The sequence below is a fragment of the Caulobacter sp. RHG1 genome, from assembly GCF_013181195.1.
In the GTDB taxonomy this organism is placed as follows: Bacteria; Pseudomonadota; Alphaproteobacteria; order Caulobacterales; family Caulobacteraceae; genus Caulobacter.
This window is the reverse complement of record NZ_SMZP01000005.1, coordinates 438,366-456,315: the sequence shown is the minus strand read 5'-3', so window position 1 is coordinate 456,315 and position 17,950 is coordinate 438,366. Positions and strand designations below refer to the sequence as shown.

The following is a 17,950-nucleotide window of genomic DNA, read 5'->3' as shown; positions in this document are numbered from 1 at the left end:
AATATAATTGTAAGTTGTGCTTCTGTCCGAAAATCTATCTGCGCGGAAAATCATTCGTAGTCAAATATTGCATCTATCGTAAAAGGAGATTGTACAGATGAGAACTCTCAACGCTAGTCTGATTGCAGCATTTGGTGTGTTGGCGATACTGGCGCCTTCCCAATCTGAGGCTCAAGTTAAGCAATATTGTGGACTAAAAGAGGGTTATATAACTCAGGTAAATCACGGTGATATTTACGAGAAAGACTATCCTATACTTGTGATAATATATCGGGATGTCGATGGGGCTGAGCAGAGAGTCTCGACTAAAGGATTGCAAGATATGCGCACCGCAGCCGAGGCTCGCTCTCTGGAGTCCATGGCGGTGTCTGCGATGTTATCCAAAGCTCTTGTCCGATTTATGTTCAATCAATGCTTACATAGTTCACGGGACGGCAACACGTGGCTCTGGGGCATGGAAATGAAGGGTGGGTAGATAAACGGGGGGGCTTTCCAATCAACGGCCGGCTGCTTCTGCCACTATGGGTCTCTCGGCCTCACATCCGGCGCTTGGTCTGGGCCGCACGCAGCCGCAAAGTGCCGATGGGCGGACCGGCGCTCGCCTTGAATTGGTCCGTTGGCGTCATGCTGGGCTACCGTCCTGGGAAAGCGCATCCGTGTCCCGGGCTCTGGCGGAAGGGGATATCCGCCAGAGCCCGGCAGTACGACACCGTCAATCATACCTTAGTGGCCGGTCGCGCTTGCTTCGCGGCGCACGCGCATCCGACACTACGTTTACATAGGATTAGAGACATGGTCAGCAACATCGGGGCGCTGCTGGGTGCGGCGCTTCTTCTGCTCGTCCCGGCCGTGGCCGCCGCCCAGACCGCTGACTTCGCCGCCCTGCGCGAGCGGGTGCTACATCCGCCGCCCGGCCATGTGATCGTGGTGGCCCACCGCGCCTGCTTTTCGGCGGCGCCGGAGAATTCGCCCGAAGCCATCGACGCCTGCGCCAAGCTGGGCGTCGAGGTGGTCGAGAACGACGTACGCAGCACCAAGGACGGTGAGTTGATCGTGATGCACGATGACACCGTCAACCGCACCACCAACGGCTGGGGCTACGTCAACGACCTGACTCTGGCGGATATGGCGGCGTTGCGCTTGCGCGATGGCCAAGGGGGGGCGGGCGCGGCGGTGACCACCACCCCGGTGACCACCCTGCGCGCCTACTACCTCGCCGCCAAGGGCAAGGTGATGATCAATCTGGAGATGAAGCCGTCTCTGGCGGCGAACTTCGAGACCCTGCTGGCCAAGTCGCTGACGATCGCGGCCGAGGAGGGGGTCCTGGACCAGATCCTGCTGAAGGTTCCGGACAATTTCAGCCACGGCAAGCTGGCGTCCAAGCACGTGCTGGACACGCTGGCCCTGCCGGCCGGCGTGACGATGTGGCCGATCATCTGGGAGGGGGCTGCGGATCCGATCCAGCGGCTCGACACGTTGGAGGCCCACAAGGGCAGCGGCTACGAACTGCCGTTCCTCACCCCCGACTATTTCAAGCGCATCGCCGGCGATCCGCGCCTGAAGGGTCGGCCGGTGATGGCCGTGGCGGTGCAGCCGCAGTGGAGCGGCGGCTTCAGCGATCAGGTCTCGATGAGCGATCCAGACGCGGGCTGGGGCAGGCTGCTCGATCTTGGCGCTAATGTCATCATGACGGACCGCCCTGAGTATATTCTGCGCTATCTTGAGAAGAGGGGGCGGCGCAAGGGTGGGGCTCTCTATAAAACCTCCGCAACTCCGCGACTGCCGTAAAAGTATCATGCGGCAAATATAGATGAAAGCCCGACCCTGAGGTCGATTCGGTTCGTCTTCTCCTCCCGGCTATGGAAGAGCCTCAATGCGTATCCTAGCTTCTCTCGCCGTCCTCAGCGGCAGCTTGACGCTGGCGCCAGCCGCGGCGTTCGCTCAGACCTATGCCGATCCTGCGGGAGCGGGCCCGATCATCGGGGCGCTGCAGTGGGTGCAAGGCACCTTGCTGGGGACGGTCGCCACCGTCGTGGCGGTCGTGGCCATCGCGGCGGTCGGCTTCATGATGCTGACGGGCCGCCTCAACTGGCGCTATGGCGCGACGGTCATCCTGGGATGCTTCGTCCTCTTCGGCGCGGCCAGCATCGTGGCCGGCATTCAGTCGGCGGCCACGGTTTCGGGCTACTGAGGTGAGCGCGCTCGAGCGGGACGTGATCTTCACGGGACTGACCCGGCCCCAGATGCTCGGGGGGGTGACCTACAGCATGGTCATCCTCAACCTGATCGTGACCACCGAGCTCTTCATCCTGTTCAAGTCGCCCTGGGCTCTTGTGGCGTCCGGCCTCTTCCATCTGCTGGGCTTGGCCGCTTGCCTGCGCGAGCCTCGCATCTTCGAGATCTGGCGCATCCGCGCGACCAAGTGCCCGCGTAGTCCGACCTGGTCCCTCTGGGGCTGCAATTCCTACCGACCATGAGCTCTGGCCTCTCTCTCTGGCGGCGAGAGCCGACGATCGGCGGTCATCTGCCCTATCTGGCGCAGATCGACGATACGACGCTGATGCTGCGCGACGGCGGCCTGATGCAGGTCATCCGTCTGGACGGCCTGCCTTTCGAGACCTCCGACAGCGACGATCTCAACCATAGCAAACAGCTGCGCGACGCGACCCTGCGCGCTCTGGCGTCTTCGCGGTTTGCGATCCACCATCATGTCGTCCGGCGCCCGGCCGATCCCGTCCAGCCCGGAGTCTTTCCCGATCCGTTCAGTCAGGCCCTGGATACGGCCTGGACGCAGAGGATGAACGGGCGCCCGCGCTTTCAGAACGACCTCTTCATCTCCATCGTCCGGCGACCCCTGCGGGGGCGCGGCCGCTGGGCCCAGTGGCTGGCCGCGCCGTTGCTGGGCGCCGACATCACCGCCCAGGCGACGCTTGCCACCGAGGTCAAGGCGTTGTCGGCCGCGCGCGACGCGCTGATCGCCAGCCTCTCCGCCTACGGCGCCCGCGCGCTCGGCGCCTACGACGCGCCGGGTGGCCCGCAGTCGGAAATCCTGGAATTCCTCTTCCTTCTGCTCAACGGCGAGCAGCGTCCCGTGAAGCTGCCGTCGGGCGATATCGGCGACCACCTGGCCTATCGCCGGCTGCATGTCGGGCGTCAGGCCCTGGAGTTCTCGCCCGGCGTCGGCGGCGAGCGCACCTTCGCCGCGGTGATATCCCTGAAGGACTATCCTGGCGCTTCGACGCCCGGAATGCTCGACGAGCTGCTACGCCTGCCGGTCGAGATGGCGCTGAGCCAGAGTTTCGCCTTCGTCGATCGGGCGACCGCGTCGGATCGCGTCAACACCACCCTTCGCCGGATGCGCGCCGCCGACGATGAGGCGCTCAGCCTGCGCGACGAACTGGCGATCGCCAGGGACGATCTGGCCGCCGGTCGCGCGGCCTTCGGCGAGCACCACTTAACGATCACGATCCGCGCTGACAGCCTTCCTCGCCTGGACGAGGCCGTGGCCGAGGTCCAGGCCGCCTTGGCCGATCTGGGCATGATCGCCGTGCGCGAGGACATCGGCCTGGAGCCGGCCTTCTGGGCCCAGTTCCCCGGCAACACCAGCTATATCACGCGACGCGCCCTGATCTCGACCCGCAACTTCGCGGGCCTGGCGTCCAGTCACAACTTCTCGATGGGGCGGCGCGACGGCCTGCATTGGGCCGCGCCGGTCAGCGTGCTGGAGACCACGGCCGCCAGCCCCTATCTCTTCAACTTCCACCACGGCGATCTGGGCAATTTCACCGTCATTGGGCCGTCGGGCTCGGGCAAGACGGTGGTGCTGAACTTCCTGCTGGCCCAGGCTCGGCGGTTTGATCCCCAGATCATGTTTTTCGACAAGGATCGGGGGGCGGAGCTGTTCCTCCGCGCGATCGGCGGTCGCTACAATGTGCTGCGGCCCGGGGAGCCTTCCGGGCTCAATCCGCTGGCCCTCCCCGATACGGCGCGAGACCGGCGCTTTCTGACCAGCTGGATCGCGGCGCTGGTGGCGGACGGCGGCGCGCTCGATCCCGAAGATGTCGCCCGGATCGAAGACGCGGTCGCCGCCAACTTCGCCGCCCCGCCGCATCTGCGCCGGCTCGGCGCCTTCGCCGACCTTCTGCGCGGCGGTGAGCGCCCGCATGGCCGGGATCTCCATGCGCGGCTGCGCCCCTGGTTCGGAAAGGGCGAGCACGCCTGGCTCTTCGACAACGCCGTGGACGCCATCGATCCGAACGCCCGCATTCTCGGCTTCGACATGACCCGGGTCTTGGACGACCCGAGCCTGCGCTCGCCGGCGATGATGTATCTGTTCCACCGGGTCGAAGAGCGCTTGGACGGGGCGCCGGCCATCATCGTGATCGAAGAAGCCTGGAAAGCCCTGGACGATCCGGCCTTCCGCAGCCGGATCCGCGATTGGGAAAAGACCATTCGCAAGCGCAACGGGCTGATCGGCTTTGTGACCCAAAGCGCCGAGGACGCGCTCAAGAGCGAGATCGCCGCAGACATCGTGGAGCAGGCGGCCACGCAGATCTTCATGCCCAATCCCAAGGGGCAGAGCCGCGACTATGTCGGCGGATTTGGGCTGACGCCCTACGAGTTTGATCTGGTGCGGGCGCTGCCTTCGGAGGCCCGTTGCTTCCTGATCAAGCAAGGCGGCAAGAGCGCCGTCGTTCGCCTGGATCTCGAAGGGGAGGGGGAGATGCTCACCATCCTGTCGGGGCGCGAGCGCACGGTGCGTCTCCTGGATGAAATCCGCACCAGAACGGGCGATGCGCCCGAGGCCTGGATGCGCGAACTGCTGGCCGTCGCATGACCAGCGCGTGCCACAGTCCAGACCCCTCCCTCTTGGGGCGGCTCAGCGACTATGTCGAATGCCACGCCGACGCCGCCAGCCGCGCGGGCTTCGAAGCCCAGGGCGGCGCCTTGGCGACGGGGCTGCTGAGCGGATGTCTTCTGCTCTATGTCGCGCTGATCGGCTATCGCATGATGTTGGGTCAGACCCACGATGCGCGGGCCGCCGTCTTGGCGGCTGCGCGCGTGGGCCTCGTCATCGCCTTGGCGTCGAGTTGGGCCAGCTACCAGTCCATGGTTCAGGCGCTCGTGCTACGGGGGCCGCCCGAGATCGCCGCAGCGGTCTTGGGGCCCGCCGGGCTGAAGCCGCTCACGCCGGCCCAAGCGGCGAAGGCGTTGCGCGATGACCGTGCCGCCGAGCGCGTCACCAACGTGTCTAGCCCTCCGCAAGCGTCGGGTTCAGCTCCGCGCGGCGCCGGCGAGCTGCGCCCATCGACCACCACCGCGTGGCTGGCGCTGCGGCTGATCGCCGGAGTCCTTCTGGGCCTTGGCCCCCTTCTGATCCCCTTGGCCCTTTTTGATACGACCTTGGGCTTGGTCGAGGGCTGGGCGCGGAGCCTTGTGGGCGTTCTCTTGGGTTCGGCGGCGGTGCTGATCATCACCACCCTGGAATATGATTTCATCAAGGCTGAGATGGCGCGGGACGTCGGCGCGGACTTCGCATCGACTGCGCCGGTGTTTGGCCTGGTGGGCTGGATCGCGCCAGCGGCCATGGTCGGGGTCGCGTGCTGTTTCCGTTTCGCCCGCTTTAGGCTTCCACAGCTGGCGCTTGCCCACGAAAGCCGTGTCTCTGCTGGCCCCGAGGGGCGAGGTGGCGCTCATCCGGACAGCGCCATGCTGACCGAGCATGGGCGGGCGCAACAGGTGGCCCAGGCGATGCTCGCCCAAGTCCGGCGCGATCGGACAAGCGATCCCCCCGTCCCCAGAGCGGCGCATTTCAACGGCTCCGCTTTCGCGACCGCCACCGAGCGCGCCGCGCACGCCGACACGCTTGGAACGCGCCGTTCGATCAAAACACGGTCGCGCCGCGTTCCGTCTCGACTCGGAAAAAGATCATGAGCAAGGAGCGAGCCTCCTACTACCCGCAGGCGACGAGCTGGGCCGTCGAACAGCACGCGGCCCTGCGCTCGACCCTGCGGCTGACGCGCATGTTCGCGATCGGCGCGTTGGTGATCGCCATCCTCGAGGCCTTGGCGTTGCTCGCGCTTGCGCCTCTCAAGTCCTCCAGCGCCGTTCCGATCCTCGTCGATCGCCAGACCGGCTATGTCGAGGTGCTTAATGCGGATGGACGGCGTGACATCGCGCCCAATGACGCCCTGACCCGCGCCTTCATCGCTCGGTATGTGACCGATCGCGAGCACTTTGATCTGGCGGATGTCGCGGCGGCTTACAAACGCGTCTCTCTGTGGTCGGCCGAAAGCGCGCGCCAGGAATACGTGGCGCTCATGCAGCCGAACAATCCGAACAACCCGGCCAACGCCTATCCGTCGACGGCCGTCGTCGAGGCCCGGATCAAGAGCCTCTCGCCCATTGGCCATCAGAAGGTGCTTGTCCGGTTCGAGACCTACCGCCGCGACGCCGACGGCATGGCGCAAAAGCCTCAGGCCTGGGTTTCCATCGTCTCCTATCGGTTCAGCGACGCGCCGATGACTTTCGAAGACCGACTGATCAATCCCCTTGGGTTCCAGGTCGTGCGTTACCGCCGCGATCCCGAAACCGCCCCGCTGAGCGAAACAGCGGAAGAAGACCAGGCGCAAATCCCATGATCAGGCCGGTCTGCATTTGGATGATTGTGCTGGTGACCGTTGGCCCGACCCAGGCTGGTGTCACGCCTCGTCCCGGCCCCGGCGATCCCCGCATTCAGTCAGTGATTTACGACACCGAGCAGGTTGTCAGTCTGACGGTTGCGCTCGGCTTTCAGTTGACGCTCGAATTTGCGACCGACGACCGGATTCAGAGCGTGGCGGTCGGCAACGCCGCGCTTTGGCAAGCCACGCCCAACAAGACGGCCGACCGGCTGTTCATCAAGCCCATGCAAGGCGCGGCAGACACCAACCTGACGGTGGTGACCGATGCGCGCACCTATGTCTTCGATCTGCATCCGGCCATGGCGCCTGCGACGACGCCCTATCTGGTCAGGATTCTGCCGCCCGCGCCCGTGGCGACCATGCTGGCGACCGACGAGGCGCAAGGCGCCCTCTACGCCTTTCGCGGCGCGCGCAGCCTTCGTCCGGTCACGGCGTCTGATGACGGCAAGACCACCACGCTTGTTTGGAGCGAGGCCACACCTCTGCCGGCGGTCTATGCGATCGGCCCCGACGGGCAGGAGCGTTTGATCAACGGCGCCATGCGCGAGGGGGCTCTGATGATCGAGGGTGTCGCGCAGCAGTACGTCCTGCGGCGCGGCGCCCAGGAGGCGCGATTGTCCCGCCGCCTCAAAAAGGTCCGCCGCCCATGAAGCGCGGCGGCGACGAACCCGTCGCCGAGCGCGACCAGGGCGCCGCGCCGCAGGTCCCGCTGCCGAGCGCGGGCGCTCCCATCGCCGTTCTGATCGGCCTTTTGGTCCTGGCGATCGGACTGTTTCTGTTCTTGGAGGGGCGGCGAAATCCAGAACCGCGTGAGGTGGCGTCGACCGCGCCGATCGCGCCGGCGCCGCGCCTTCGCCTTCCCGTCGCGCCCCCGCCGCCGCCGCCCCCGCCGCCTCCGCCGCCCGCGCCTGAAATCCGCTACGTGACCCAGCCGGCGCCGCCCCCGGAAATCCGCTACGTCGAGCGGCCCGCGCCGCCAGGCCCGGAGCGTTCAGTCTCCATGGGGCGGCTCTCGGAACCGGCGCTTGTGGTCGATCTGGTCGAGAACGGCCCCGTCGAAAGCCCGGTGCGCGCCGCCAAGCTTCGAAGCCGAAGCGCCACGGTGCCGCAAGGCGCGACCATTCCGGCCGTCCTCGAGACCCCGATCAACAGCGCGCGCATGGGTCCTGTCCGGGCGGTCGTCTCTGAAGATATTCGCGGATTTGACGGAACGCGCGTGCTCATTCCCAAAGGCAGCCGGATCATCGGCGAGGTGCGCGAAGGCGCCGCCGGCGGACGTGCGGTGATCAACTGGAGCCGCCTGGTTCGGCCCGATGGCGTCTCCATCAGCATCAATGCGCCCGCCACAGACGCTGTCGGTTCAGCCGGCGCTGCGGGGGTGGTGGACAACCATACCCTGGCGAGGGTCTCCGGCATCGCCCTGCAGACCGCCTTTCAGATCGGCGCCACCTTGGCTTCGCAGCCGCGCAACGGCGCGGTGGTCGTCAGCAATCCCGGCCAAGCTCTGGGCAACATCGGACAGGTTCTGGCCCCCCAAAGCGAATTCAAGCCTTCGGTGCGCGTAAAGAAGGGCGCGGCCATCACCGTTTTCGTCATGCGCGATCTCGACTTTGGCGGAATGTCCGTCCCGTGAGCTATCTCAAGACCTATCTTGAGCCCATCGCGGGCTGGCTGGAACGAGACGATGTCACCGACATCATGATCAATCGGCCGGGGGAGCTCTGGGTCGAGGCGATCGGCAAGCCTGCGGAGCGGGTCGAGGTTCCGGCCCTGGATGAGGGCCTGCTGTGGCGCTTGTCGCGGCAAATCGCTTCTCAGAGCCACCAGGGCGTCAGCCGCGAGCATCCGTTGTTGGCCGCCGTGCTGCCGGACGGCTCGCGGGTTCAGGTTTGCGCTCCGCCTTGCACGCGCGGACCGATTGCGCTGGCGATCCGCAAGCATGCCGTCGCCGATATGATGCTGGACGACTATGAAGCGGCCGGGGCTTTCGAGGGCGCTCAACAGGTCGGGTTGAACGAGGCCAGCGCTGTCGACGTCGCCCTTCAGGCGTTGCTCGACGCTCACAAGGTGGCTGACTTTCTGCGGGGCGCGGTGCGGGCCCGCAAGACGATCGTCGTTTCCGGCGGCACATCGACCGGCAAGACGACCTTCTTGAACGCCTTGCTGCAGGAAGCGCCGCGGGACGAGCGGCTCATCGTCATTGAGGACACGCCGGAAGTGCGCCTTGTTCATCCCAACGCCGTAGGCTTGGTCGCCGTGCGTGGCGCCCTGGGCGAGAGCGCGGTGGGACCAGAGGAACTGCTGCAAGCGGCGCTTCGCCTGCGACCCGACCGGATCATCATGGGCGAATTGCGAGGCAAAGAGGCGTTTCAGTTTCTCCGCGCCGTCAATTCAGGTCACCCAGGCTCGATTACGACCGTCCATGCCGACACGCCGGCGGGCGCGCGCGATCAGATCGCCCTGATGGCGTTGCAGGCCGGCGTGGGGCTGGGCCGCTTCGAAGTCGTTGAATACGTCATGGGCGTTGTCGACGTCTTCGTGCAGCTATCGCGCCAAGGCGGGCGCCGTCGCGTCATCGAAATTCTCTTTACGCCCTTGGCGCGGGAGAGCTCAGCGTCTTAGGTGTGTGGCCCCGCAACGAGATGGCGCGGATTGATCTTGAAGATTGAGGGGGTCTTGGTCCAGGCCTCGCAGATGACTTGGTAGAGCGTTCGCCATCGCAGGGCCTTCAGGCGCTTGGCGCAGTTGAGCGCCGGGGACAGAGCCGACGTAGCACTTCGTTACGGCGCTTCGTTTCGCCACAGACTCAGCGCGACGGGTCGTACGATGGTCGCCGATTGCCAAGCTCAAGGTAGAAGCCGGTGACGTGACCCCCATTTCTCATCCAGCCATAACGAGAGTCCTGGGTTGATTTGAGCCTTGGTGTTGGTGGGTGGCAAGAGGCCGGTGCGCGGAGCTATCAGCCTGCGCAGCGTGCCGGCCGGCCTCTCCGCAGAAGGCGCTGGCGTACTCCCTGGGTGTCATCCAGCCGAGCTTGGAGTGCGGCCGCCGCTCGTTGTAGTCGCGCCGCCAGGTTTCCAGCACGGCGCGGGCGTGCGGCAAGGATCGGAACAGGGTCTCGTTGAGCAGTTCGTCGCGCAGCCGGCCGTTGAAGCTCTCGTTGTAGCCGTTCTGCTGGGGCTTGCCCGGCGCGATGTAGTGCCAGCCCACGCCGCTGTCGTCGGTCCAGGCCAGGATGGCGTTGGAGGTGTACTCCGTGCCGTTGTCGCTGACGATGGTGTCGGGCCGCCGGCCACGCTGGGCGATGATGGCGTCCAGTTCGCGCGCAACCCGCCGGCCCGACAGCGAGGTGTCGGCCACCAGGGCCAGGCATTCGCGCGTGCAGTTGTCGATCACCGTCAGGATCCGAAAGCGGCGACCGTCGGTCATCTGGTCGGACACGAAGTCCAGGCTCCAGCGCTGGTTCGGCGCCAGCGGGACCTCCAGGGGCCGCCGCGTGCCGATCGCCCGCTTGCGCCCGCCGCGACGGCGGACGGTTAGCTTCTCCTCGCGATAGAGCCGCTGAATCCGCTTCTTGTTGACCGCGTGACCCTCGCGCCTAAGCAGCACGTGCAGCCGGCGATAGCCGAACCGGCGTCGCTCCTGGGCCAAGGCCTTCAGCCGCTCGCGCAAGACGCCGTCATCGGGCCGCGTGGCCTGGTAGCGCACGCTCGTCCGATCCACGCCCAGCACCCGGCACGCCCGCCGCTCGCTCATCTCGTAGGCCGACTGCAGATAGGCTGCAGCCTCCCGATGCGCGGCGGGCGTCACCACTTTTTTCCCAGAAGGTCTTTCAGCGCGACATTGTCGAGCATGGCGTCGGCCAGCATCCGCTTGAGCTTGGCGTTCTCGTCCTCCAGCGCTTTGAGCCGCCGCGCCTCCGACACGTCCAGGCCACCGTACTTGGCCTTCCACTTGTAGAAGGTCGGCGAGCTGAGCCCGTGCTTACGGCACAGGTCCGCCACCGGCACGCCCGCCTCCTGCTCGCGCAGGATCCCGATGATCTGTTCTTCCGTGAACCGTGATCGCTTCATTCGTCCGTCCCTTTCCTGGGGCGGACTCTAATTATTTCTGGAGGAGTTTCAGGGGGTCACGTCAACGGTCGAGTCGTCCTGAACGATGAAGAGCTCATCGCCATGGAGGGGCTCTACGACGCAACGACCGCCGGCGGCGACGATAATCAAAACGAACTCAACGATGGTTGTATCAACCAAGGCGACTGCTCGGGTTCGTCGAACACCGGCTGCACCAACCAGACCAAGTGCTAGGTCTCGCCAACAAGACCGCGCCATCATAGCTGAAAACGACGCTGGGCTTCAGTCCAGCGTCGTCCCCATTTCTCCATCTGATTTCCCGACAGCGAAGGCGATCTGAACGGAATTCGACTCTGAAAGGGGCTCGTGAAATGAGTCCATGGCGCTTCTTGGTGACGAGCCAATGGCGGCTATTGGCACGCCCCTGGCCGGCTAAGCGGGCTCAGAGATCGGCAGGAAGGGTGGAAAGCTGAACCTCAGCAGCTTAAACTTCATGGTGGAGTCGCTCCAGGACGCCATTATGAGAAAGCTAGCTACGGCGGCGGTCCTAGCCACCGCGCTTCCTTTCCTCGCGGAAGGTGCCGAAATAGAGGGGCTGCGCGCTTCTGCGGTTATGGGGCGGAAGAGGCCTTCTCAACACGCGCGCTGAACGTTCAGTTTCTGGAGGTGAGCCAGGGTTAGCGCCTGGCGGGCCGACGACCCGGTTGGCCCGTCTGATCTTCCCCCGAGATATTGGACGGGCGCGCTCGGAGGTGAGAAATGGCTACCGCCCCAAACCTCGAAGAGCCGAGGCCTGGGGCGACCGCGACGCTCAGGTCAGGCCGAGGTATCCAGGTTCGATCTGGCTGATCACGCCTGCAAGGTTCACAACACCGTAAACCTCGGCGACCTCTGTCCATCGGCTATCGCCATTGCCGTCGGCGTAGACCGTCCATTCCGGACGTCCAGCGTCCCATTCGGTCTTGACGACGAAGGCGCCGACCCGCGCGTAGCCCTCATCACGCTCGATCGCCTCGAACTTCAACTGGCCGTTCTCCTTGATTTCCACCACCGAGGTCATCGCGCCATCGGCGCCAAAGGTGAAGACATACTGGTCAGAATCTGACCCGCGCCCGATCCCATCATCATCGTCGTGATCCAGTGAGCTGTCGTCGTCGTGGCCCAGGCCGTGCCAAGCATCGGCCTAGAAGTCGTTCTCGCCATCATCATTGTCGTCATCCTCCCCCAAGGCGCCGGAGGGTTCGCTCTGCGGTTGGACGGCTTGGGCTGTGGACTTCAGGAGGGTCGTGAGGCCAGGCAGATCGGGCGCTCCATAGCCCGAGGCCAGCTTGGACCACAGGCCGTCGCTGTCGCTGTCGGCATAGGCGGTCCACTCCGTGAATCCGCGTTCGGTCTCGAGCTTGATGACCAGATCGCCGTGGCGATTGTAGGTCCTCGGGTCGGGGCCTCTCCTTGAGGCGGCGCTGCGCGCGCGCCGCCGCTAGGCCCCGAGATGCGCCGCGCGACCCGCCAGGTCGGTGACCTCTGGCAATTCCGACCTGAGTTGGCCAGAAGCCGCGGCCTGGGCGCGCCATGTGCCGCGCATCGGCCGTCGGGCGAAGGTCTCCTTCAGGAGCGCGCCTCGCTCGGCTGTGTAGCCAGCCGCCGCATAGGCTTCCAGGAGGCTTCCGAACCGCAGCCGGTAGAAGCTCGCCGTCGGCAGGTCGGGTTGCTCGGCGATCAACTGCTCGCTGAGGAAACCGTGCCTGGAAAGCAGGGTCTTCAGGCCGGCGACCAACTGGGCGTCGGTGAAAGGCGAGCCGTCGTCGTTGCGGATGATCGGGATCTTGCGGCGTGGCCGTGTCTTGCTGAAACGCTGGTCCGGCGCCCTGGCCTCGAGGGTGCGTGGGCGATAGGGCAGGCCAGCGGCGATGTAGGCGTTTGCCAGGCTCCCGAAATTGGCGGCCACCGTATGGGCCGAGGGCAGGTTGGGATCGGCCTCGATCATCGCGGCCGACACATAGCCATGCTGCGCATGGATGGCTCGTAGGCGTTCGACCAGATCAGGACGCCGCGAGGTTCTCACCCGGATCGGCGTGCGTGGCGGCGGCGCGTAGTCGACCAGTGCGTAGATGTCGCCGGCCCGGCCGCCGAAGCGCTTGAGCAGCGTGGTGGCGGACGGAAGATGGCGACACTCGTCGATCAGCCGCATGGTGAGCTTACCCTTCTTGGCCAAAAGCTGGCGCAGGCCGGCGATGACCTCCTCGTCGTTCAGATGGGCGGGGATGTCGTCCAGCATCGCCGCAGCCCGCCGGAACGTCGCGCGGCTGATGATCGGCTCAAGCGTCTGGGACCGGATCCAGTGTTCCCGAGGCACCGGGCGGACATCGGCCTTCAGGAACTGGGTGCTCTTTCCGTAGAAGATCTGCCCGGTATAGGGCTCGTAGGCCAGAACGCTACGCACGCGGTTGCGCGTCCACCTCATGCCGCCGGGGCCGGAGCATCCTTCGGCGTTCAGTCGTCTGGCGATCTGGGCGATGCCGCCCCCGCGCCGGACATAGAGCTGGAAGATGCGCTTGACCGTGGCGATCTCCTCGGGCGGGCCATGCACCACGCTCGTGTGGTCCGAGGTGATCGCCTTGCGCTCTCCTGCCTCCATCACCGCGCGCGCGACCCCGCTGTGGTGGGTCGCCTGGCGGCGCAGGCCAAAGCCGACGCAGCCGCCGACCCTGTGTCCCATCTGGGCGCGCCGACGCTTGGCGAGCTTGATGCGCGCAGACAACTCGCGGACATATTCGCGCGCCATGACGCGCTTGACGTGCTTGACGATCGAGCCGGCGATACTGTCGGCGTCGCCGAACTCCTCGGCGCAGTAATGCACCCGGAAGCCGGCGGCGCGGCAGAGGTACTCGTAGTGTCCCGCCTCGTCCGGATCCTGGAAGCGGCCCCACCGACTGACGTCGAGCACCAGGATGTCGGTGAATTCCGCCCCGCCGCTGGCCACATCGGCCAGCAGCTCGCGAAGGCCCTCCCGTCCCTTTAGAGACAGGCCGCTTTTGCCGGCGTCGGCGTAGGTTCGGACCACCTCCAGGCCACGCATCCTTGCATAGTCGGCGATCGCTTCGGCCTGGGCGCCAAGCGAATAGCGCTGGTTCTCGGTCGACATGCGCAGGTACTGCGCGGCCTTGAACAGCGCGGGGGCGGTCGGATCGATGCTCATAGGGATGTCCTGAAGGTCAAACCTCAACAGACGCGCCAGCACGCCATTGTCCCGGTGGACGTCGGCGATCCGGCCGGGAAAGGACGCTTGGGGCGCCGCCCCCAGCGCGCTTCGGACCGACTTCCGCCCAGCTTCGCCCAGCCTTTGGCCGGGCTGCAGCCGGGTCCCCGCGAAGTCGGCGCCTCCGCTTGCACCCCCGGTCTCGCCGACGGGCAAGGGTTCATGCTGAACCCCTGAAGCGAGGTTGGAACCATGGGAAAGGGCGCTGGAAACCTGGAGCCGCGCATCTATGTCGCGTGCCTGGCCGCCTACAACGAGGGCCGCCTGCATGGCGCCTGGATCGAGGTCGGCGACGACGTCGAGGACGTGCGCGCGGCGGTCGCCGCCGTGCTGGCCGCCTCGCCCGCGCCGGGCGCGGAGGAATACGCCATCCACGACCACGACGACTTCGGCGGGGTGGAGGTCGGCGAGTCCATGCCCCTGGAGGCGGTGGTGGAGATCGCCGAATTCCTGCGCGAACGCGGGAGTCTCGGGGCCTTGGTGCTGGCCCATGTCGGCGGCGACCTGGAGGCGGCGCGCGGGGCCTTCGACGAGTATCGCGGCGTCTATCCCCGGCTGTCGGACTACTTCGCCGAGCTGACCGAAGAGACCATGGTGATCCCCGAGGCCCTTCGCCGCTATATCGACTATCACGCCATGGCCCGTGATGCCGAACTCGGCGGGGAGGTCTTTACCGTGGAGACCGCCCACGACGAGGTCCACGTGTTCTGGACGCGCTAGGCTCTGCGATGAAAACGTCGCCGGCCCCTCACCCAGGGCCGGCGACCACAGGGCGTGGCTATTCGGCCGCCAGGATCAGCGGATCGGGCGCGGGCACGCCGAACCCCGCCGGGATGTAGGGCGCGACGGCGTTGTCGATATGCTCGATGTGCGGGCTCGCCGCGCCCGTCACCGGATCGCGCGTGAAGACGACGTGGTCGGCCCGGCGGACGAACCCGTCGAAGCGGCGCGCGGCGTGGCGCTGGTCGCACTTGCCCGCCAGGCCCTGAGCGTCGCGGAACGGGTCGCCGCCTTGCTCGCGGCGCTGCTCGGCGGCCAGATGGACCGCGCGGTACTTCCACGGCGCCTGGGCCAGGGCGACCCGCAGTCGCCGGGCTTGCAGGGTGTCGTGCTCAGGATAGGCGATGATGAGGCCTTGGCCGACCTCGCCCACCTTCCCGTCCACCGCCTCATAGGCGTCGATCCAGGCCCGGGGATTGAAGTTCAGCGCCTCGGGGACGGCGTAGGTGCGCCCGGCGAGATGCAGCAGGTCGATATAGCTCTGAACCGGGTAGGCCGCATCGAGATAGGTGTTCAGGCAGAAGGCCACGTAGCCGGGATCGGCGAGGCCGACCTTGTCGTCGTCCATCCACCCAATCCGCTGCTCCATCGCATAGAGGAGGGCCGAGACGCTCGGGGGCGGCAGCGCCAGCAGCTCGTCGATCGCGATGTCCTTCTCGTCGCACAGCCGTTCGAGTTCGGCGCTGCGGCGGTTGCGCTCAGGGTCCTCGACGCGGCGGAAGAAACCGTCGCGCTGTTTGATCGCCGCCTCCGCCCGGGGGCGCAGCAGCGCCTTGGCTTGGGGCGTCAGCAGGACGTCGCTGTCGAAGGCCTCGATCGACAGCCAGCGGATCGACTCGCGCTGGTGCAGCCCTGGCGCGCGGCAGGCCGGATCAAGGCCAAGGTGCAGCCGGTCGGTGGCGTCATCGTCCTCGGCGCAAAGCGCCCGGTAGCGCTGCTCGGCGGCCTGGAGGCGTTCGAACGCCAGCGCCCAATCCGATCCTGGCGGGGCCAGCGTCGTCCGCGCCAGCCCGGCAAGGTCCTTGGCCAGGGCCAAGGTCAGGGGCGCGGCGTCGAACGCGTCCAGATCCTCCAGCTTGCCGCTGTCGCAATGGACTCGGACATAGCCGTCGATCTTGGCGAGCATGTCGCCGATCGATAGCGCCGGCGCCGCCAGGATGGCCATGGCGGCCGCCTGCATCGCGTTCGTGGCGGCCAACTGCCTCGCCTCGGTCCGGCGCGCCGCCTGTCTGGCCCGATCCAGGCGGCGGCGAAGCGGCAGGGTGGCCGCCAGCCAGGGCTCCAGCGCCGCCAGGTAGGGCGCGGCGCGCGCGGCGTCGCCCTCGCAATAGTCGAGCATGGCTTGGGCGGTATCCAGCCGGACCGGATCCACCGGGATCGGACGGCTCTCGGTCGCGCCGTCGCTGTAGGTCATGGTTACGCCCACCAGCGTCCGGTCCTTGGGCGCGACGACAAGCACTTGCGGCAGCGGCCTGGTTTCCAGGGCCCTGCACGCCGCGATGCAGCGCTCTTCTGCTTCGCCGTGACGGTCGAAGGCCGGCTCGAACTGGTCGATCTTGATCGTCAGGGCCGCGTCGGCGAGACCTGCGAGGACGGACGCCGCGCCGTGGGCGTCCGCGACTGGGACGACGTCCGAGGCGGTGGTGATCTTCGTCATGGTGATGTTCCTGGATCGGGTTCATGGGGGCGGTCCCATCGCGCCGGGCGATGGCCGCATGTCATTGAACACGGGCTTCCGAAGCGCGCTCATCCGTCTTCTCGGGTGAGGGCGCGCCGCCAGGACGATCTCCTCTCGGGCTGGCGCGCCGTAGCGCGGGGGAGCGGGTCCGCCCTCCCAAGCGGCGAAGGGCGCGGAAGGAGCCGGCGCTTCACCTACGACCGTTTTTGGCGGCGAGCACCGTATAGGCTGGGGCTGTCATTCGAGGACCCCATGCCCCTGCCGGATATCGACATCGCCATTTCGGGCGACCGCACCGACTTTCTCGACGGAATGGTCGCGCTCGGCCAAGCTTCGGGACGCTTCAAGGCCGAACGCGTTTCAAACGCCCTGGGCGAGGCCGGATACGAGGCCGCGACCTTCGAGTTGCTCGAAGCCAGCGCCCACCAGGACCTGAACTTCGCGCTCCTCTCGCCGCCCGACCGGCCAGCGACGATCCGAGTCGAGCTGACCGCCCACCGTTGGGCGCCCGAACCGCCGACCTATGACGCCTATGCCGAGGCCGCGCAGGTGATGATCAAGCCGTTGCTGTCGGCCTGGAACACGGCCAGCGGAACCCGCTACCGCCTGCGGATCGAGCGTCGCGGGGCCGGCCGCTGGCAGGCGACCGCCAGGACGCGCGAGCTCGTAGAACGCTTCGGGGTCCAGGCCGACACGGCATCCCTGCATCCGCTCGATTGGCAGCGGTTCTACCGCCTGGTGAAGGAAGGGCGCCAGGAGATCCCCGAACCGGCCCTGCGCGCGATGTTGTCGCGACATGGCTTTTCGGCCCAAAAGGCCGAGGATCTGGCGGCGCTCTACGGCCACTTGTGGGCCTTCAAGCAACTGGACTAGCCGACAGGCGGCATGATGACGGGTGGGGCATGGAGACTTTAGGCAAGGTCCTGGCGGTGATCGGGCCGCTACTCGGCGCGCTTGTCGGCGGCGGCTTCGCCCTGCTGGGGGCCTGGCTCGCCGATCGGCGCAAGCAGCGCAACGACGAGGCCGGCATGCAGCGCCGCGAGCGCGCCCTGCTGACCGGCATGTTCGCGGTTCGCAATCATATCGCCACGCGCCTGGACGAATTCGAGGCTGGCGGCCAGCTCTCTACGCTGTCTTCTTTGCGCACGGCCCAGAGCTACGTGCATCGCCTGATCGACAAAGCGCCGGGCGAGAGCGAAGGCCTGATGATCAGTGTCATCGAGATCGGATTGAAGCTGGATGCGGCCTTGGCCACGATTTCGGCGCCGCCGTTGGCCACGCTTGCCAAGTCCGATGGCGACTGGTGGCGACGCTTGAAGATCGAGTTGGACGAGCTTGTTGGTAGCCTGCATCAGTTCGATGCGACGGCCGGTGCGAGCCTCACTTTCCTGGACGAGGCCGACCTTGCCCGGCTTTCGGGCGGTGAGGCGTTGACGTCTGCCTGAAGGCGATAAGGATTTCCGATCGCCAGTACGGA

At 66.3% G+C, this 17,950-nt stretch carries 18 protein-coding genes and 2 pseudogenes; 15 read left to right on the top strand and 5 right to left on the bottom strand.

All coding sequences use genetic code 11. The annotated features are described in order from the left end of the window. The first annotated feature begins 97 nt into the window (after positions 1 to 97). The 10 genes from E1H18_RS16470 (at position 98) to virB11 (ending at position 9,305) form a co-directional block, all read left to right on the top strand. A complete protein-coding gene (locus tag E1H18_RS16470; RefSeq protein WP_172270328.1) occupies positions 98 to 475 on the top strand; it encodes a hypothetical protein in 378 nt (125 codons plus the stop codon). Positions 476 to 792: 317 nt separating this feature from the next. Further along, a complete protein-coding gene (locus E1H18_RS16465) occupies positions 793 to 1,788 on the top strand; it encodes a glycerophosphodiester phosphodiesterase family protein (RefSeq protein ID WP_172270326.1) in 996 nt (331 codons plus the stop codon). Positions 1,789 to 1,873: 85 nt separating this feature from the next. Continuing rightward, on the top strand, positions 1,874 to 2,191 hold the full coding sequence (locus E1H18_RS16460) for a TrbC/VirB2 family protein (RefSeq protein WP_172270324.1): 318 nt from the start codon (positions 1,874 to 1,876) through the stop codon (positions 2,189 to 2,191). Positions 2,192 to 2,213: 22 nt separating this feature from the next. Beyond that, positions 2,214 to 2,477, top strand: coding sequence for a type IV secretion system protein VirB3 (locus tag E1H18_RS26845; RefSeq protein ID WP_370526535.1), 264 nt, complete (start codon positions 2,214 to 2,216; stop codon positions 2,475 to 2,477). Beyond that, positions 2,474 to 4,837, top strand: coding sequence for a VirB4 family type IV secretion/conjugal transfer ATPase (locus E1H18_RS16450; protein WP_172270320.1), 2,364 nt, complete (start codon positions 2,474 to 2,476; stop codon positions 4,835 to 4,837). The genes E1H18_RS26845 and E1H18_RS16450 overlap by 4 nt, the downstream gene beginning before the upstream one ends. Then, positions 4,834 to 5,934: a type IV secretion system protein gene (locus tag E1H18_RS16445; protein WP_172270318.1), complete on the top strand. Its 1,101-nt coding sequence runs from the start codon at positions 4,834 to 4,836 to the stop codon at positions 5,932 to 5,934. Before E1H18_RS16450 ends, E1H18_RS16445 begins: the two co-directional genes overlap by 4 nt. Then, complete coding sequence (locus E1H18_RS16440; RefSeq protein ID WP_172270316.1) at positions 5,931 to 6,641, top strand: virB8 family protein; 711 nt, start codon at positions 5,931 to 5,933, stop codon at positions 6,639 to 6,641. Before E1H18_RS16445 ends, E1H18_RS16440 begins: the two co-directional genes overlap by 4 nt. Further along, positions 6,638 to 7,333 carry a TrbG/VirB9 family P-type conjugative transfer protein gene (locus E1H18_RS16435; RefSeq protein WP_172270314.1) on the top strand — a complete coding sequence of 232 codons (696 nt, stop codon included), beginning with the start codon at positions 6,638 to 6,640 and terminating at the stop codon, positions 7,331 to 7,333. The genes E1H18_RS16440 and E1H18_RS16435 overlap by 4 nt, the downstream gene beginning before the upstream one ends. Then, entirely contained in the window at positions 7,330 to 8,316 is a 987-nt protein-coding gene (locus E1H18_RS16430) for a TrbI/VirB10 family protein (protein WP_172270312.1), read from the top strand. Before E1H18_RS16435 ends, E1H18_RS16430 begins: the two co-directional genes overlap by 4 nt. Next, positions 8,313 to 9,305 (top strand): P-type DNA transfer ATPase VirB11, encoded by a 993-nt coding sequence (virB11, locus tag E1H18_RS16425; RefSeq protein ID WP_370526534.1) that lies wholly within the window; start codon positions 8,313 to 8,315, stop codon positions 9,303 to 9,305. Before E1H18_RS16430 ends, virB11 begins: the two co-directional genes overlap by 4 nt. Positions 9,306 to 9,563: 258 nt before the next feature. On the opposite strand, the pseudogene E1H18_RS16420 reads toward virB11, so the two are convergent. Continuing rightward, positions 9,564 to 10,505: pseudogene (locus tag E1H18_RS16420) on the bottom strand (IS3 family transposase); the annotation flags it as partial. Beyond that, entirely contained in the window at positions 10,490 to 10,756 is a 267-nt protein-coding gene (locus E1H18_RS26835) for a transposase (RefSeq protein ID WP_062096469.1), read from the bottom strand. The gene E1H18_RS26835 and the pseudogene E1H18_RS16420, both read right to left, overlap by 16 nt. Before the next feature lie 102 nt (positions 10,757 to 10,858). Between E1H18_RS26835 and E1H18_RS27125 the strand changes: the two genes are divergently transcribed. Both E1H18_RS27125 and E1H18_RS26830 read left to right on the top strand, forming a co-directional pair. Continuing rightward, positions 10,859 to 10,990, top strand: coding sequence for a hypothetical protein (locus E1H18_RS27125; protein WP_255500977.1), 132 nt, complete (start codon positions 10,859 to 10,861; stop codon positions 10,988 to 10,990). 286 nt (positions 10,991 to 11,276) lie between these two features. Beyond that, positions 11,277 to 11,371 (top strand): annotated as a pseudogene (locus E1H18_RS26830) (hypothetical protein); the annotation flags it as partial. Between the two features lie 196 nt (positions 11,372 to 11,567). On the opposite strand, the gene E1H18_RS16415 reads toward E1H18_RS26830, so the two are convergent. Both E1H18_RS16415 and E1H18_RS16410 read right to left on the bottom strand, forming a co-directional pair. Continuing rightward, complete coding sequence (locus E1H18_RS16415) at positions 11,568 to 11,816, bottom strand: hypothetical protein (protein WP_172270310.1); 249 nt, start codon at positions 11,814 to 11,816, stop codon at positions 11,568 to 11,570. 420 nt (positions 11,817 to 12,236) lie between these two features. Further along, the gene (locus E1H18_RS16410; RefSeq protein WP_172270308.1) at positions 12,237 to 13,955 is read right to left on the bottom strand and encodes a recombinase family protein; all 1,719 of its coding nucleotides are present in this window, start codon (positions 13,953 to 13,955) and stop codon (positions 12,237 to 12,239) included. Between the two features lie 252 nt (positions 13,956 to 14,207). Between E1H18_RS16410 and E1H18_RS16405 the strand changes: the two genes are divergently transcribed. Further along, the gene (locus E1H18_RS16405; RefSeq protein WP_172270306.1) at positions 14,208 to 14,735 is read left to right on the top strand and encodes an antirestriction protein ArdA; all 528 of its coding nucleotides are present in this window, start codon (positions 14,208 to 14,210) and stop codon (positions 14,733 to 14,735) included. Between the two features lie 58 nt (positions 14,736 to 14,793). Here the strand turns inward: E1H18_RS16405 and E1H18_RS16400 are convergent, their stop codons facing one another. Further along, positions 14,794 to 16,452, bottom strand: coding sequence for a hypothetical protein (locus E1H18_RS16400; RefSeq protein WP_172270304.1), 1,659 nt, complete (start codon positions 16,450 to 16,452; stop codon positions 14,794 to 14,796). Between the two features lie 273 nt (positions 16,453 to 16,725). Here E1H18_RS16400 and E1H18_RS16395 point away from each other — a divergent pair, with 273 nt between their 5' ends. Further along, the gene (locus E1H18_RS16395) at positions 16,726 to 17,346 is read left to right on the top strand and encodes a hypothetical protein (RefSeq protein WP_172270302.1); all 621 of its coding nucleotides are present in this window, start codon (positions 16,726 to 16,728) and stop codon (positions 17,344 to 17,346) included. 56 nt (positions 17,347 to 17,402) lie between these two features. Further along, positions 17,403 to 17,918: a hypothetical protein gene (locus E1H18_RS16390; protein ID WP_172270300.1), complete on the top strand. Its 516-nt coding sequence runs from the start codon at positions 17,403 to 17,405 to the stop codon at positions 17,916 to 17,918. Positions 17,919 to 17,950: the final 32 nt, after the last annotated feature.

What these genes read in the sequence shown, in the direction of transcription:
- E1H18_RS16410 (WP_172270308.1), bottom strand. Translation starts at nt 13,955, where the DNA reads ATGAGCATCGATCCGACCGCCCCCGCGCTGTTCAAGGCCGCGCAGTAC.
- E1H18_RS26835 (WP_062096469.1), bottom strand. Translation starts at nt 10,756, where the DNA reads ATGAAGCGATCACGGTTCACGGAAGAACAGATCATCGGGATCCTGCGC.
- E1H18_RS16470 (WP_172270328.1), top strand. Translation starts at nt 98, where the DNA reads ATGAGAACTCTCAACGCTAGTCTGATTGCAGCATTTGGTGTGTTGGCG.
- E1H18_RS27125 (WP_255500977.1), top strand. Translation starts at nt 10,859, where the DNA reads ATGGAGGGGCTCTACGACGCAACGACCGCCGGCGGCGACGATAATCAA.
- E1H18_RS16440 (WP_172270316.1), top strand. Translation starts at nt 5,931, where the DNA reads ATGAGCAAGGAGCGAGCCTCCTACTACCCGCAGGCGACGAGCTGGGCC.
- E1H18_RS16450 (WP_172270320.1), top strand. Translation starts at nt 2,474, where the DNA reads ATGAGCTCTGGCCTCTCTCTCTGGCGGCGAGAGCCGACGATCGGCGGT.
- E1H18_RS16465 (WP_172270326.1), top strand. Translation starts at nt 793, where the DNA reads ATGGTCAGCAACATCGGGGCGCTGCTGGGTGCGGCGCTTCTTCTGCTC.
- E1H18_RS16445 (WP_172270318.1), top strand. Translation starts at nt 4,834, where the DNA reads ATGACCAGCGCGTGCCACAGTCCAGACCCCTCCCTCTTGGGGCGGCTC.
- E1H18_RS16460 (WP_172270324.1), top strand. Translation starts at nt 1,874, where the DNA reads ATGCGTATCCTAGCTTCTCTCGCCGTCCTCAGCGGCAGCTTGACGCTG.
- E1H18_RS16435 (WP_172270314.1), top strand. Translation starts at nt 6,638, where the DNA reads ATGATCAGGCCGGTCTGCATTTGGATGATTGTGCTGGTGACCGTTGGC.
- E1H18_RS16405 (WP_172270306.1), top strand. Translation starts at nt 14,208, where the DNA reads ATGGGAAAGGGCGCTGGAAACCTGGAGCCGCGCATCTATGTCGCGTGC.
- E1H18_RS16400 (WP_172270304.1), bottom strand. Translation starts at nt 16,452, where the DNA reads ATGACGAAGATCACCACCGCCTCGGACGTCGTCCCAGTCGCGGACGCC.
- E1H18_RS16430 (WP_172270312.1), top strand. Translation starts at nt 7,330, where the DNA reads ATGAAGCGCGGCGGCGACGAACCCGTCGCCGAGCGCGACCAGGGCGCC.
- E1H18_RS16415 (WP_172270310.1), bottom strand. Translation starts at nt 11,816, where the DNA reads ATGACCTCGGTGGTGGAAATCAAGGAGAACGGCCAGTTGAAGTTCGAG.
- E1H18_RS16395 (WP_172270302.1), top strand. Translation starts at nt 16,726, where the DNA reads ATGCCCCTGCCGGATATCGACATCGCCATTTCGGGCGACCGCACCGAC.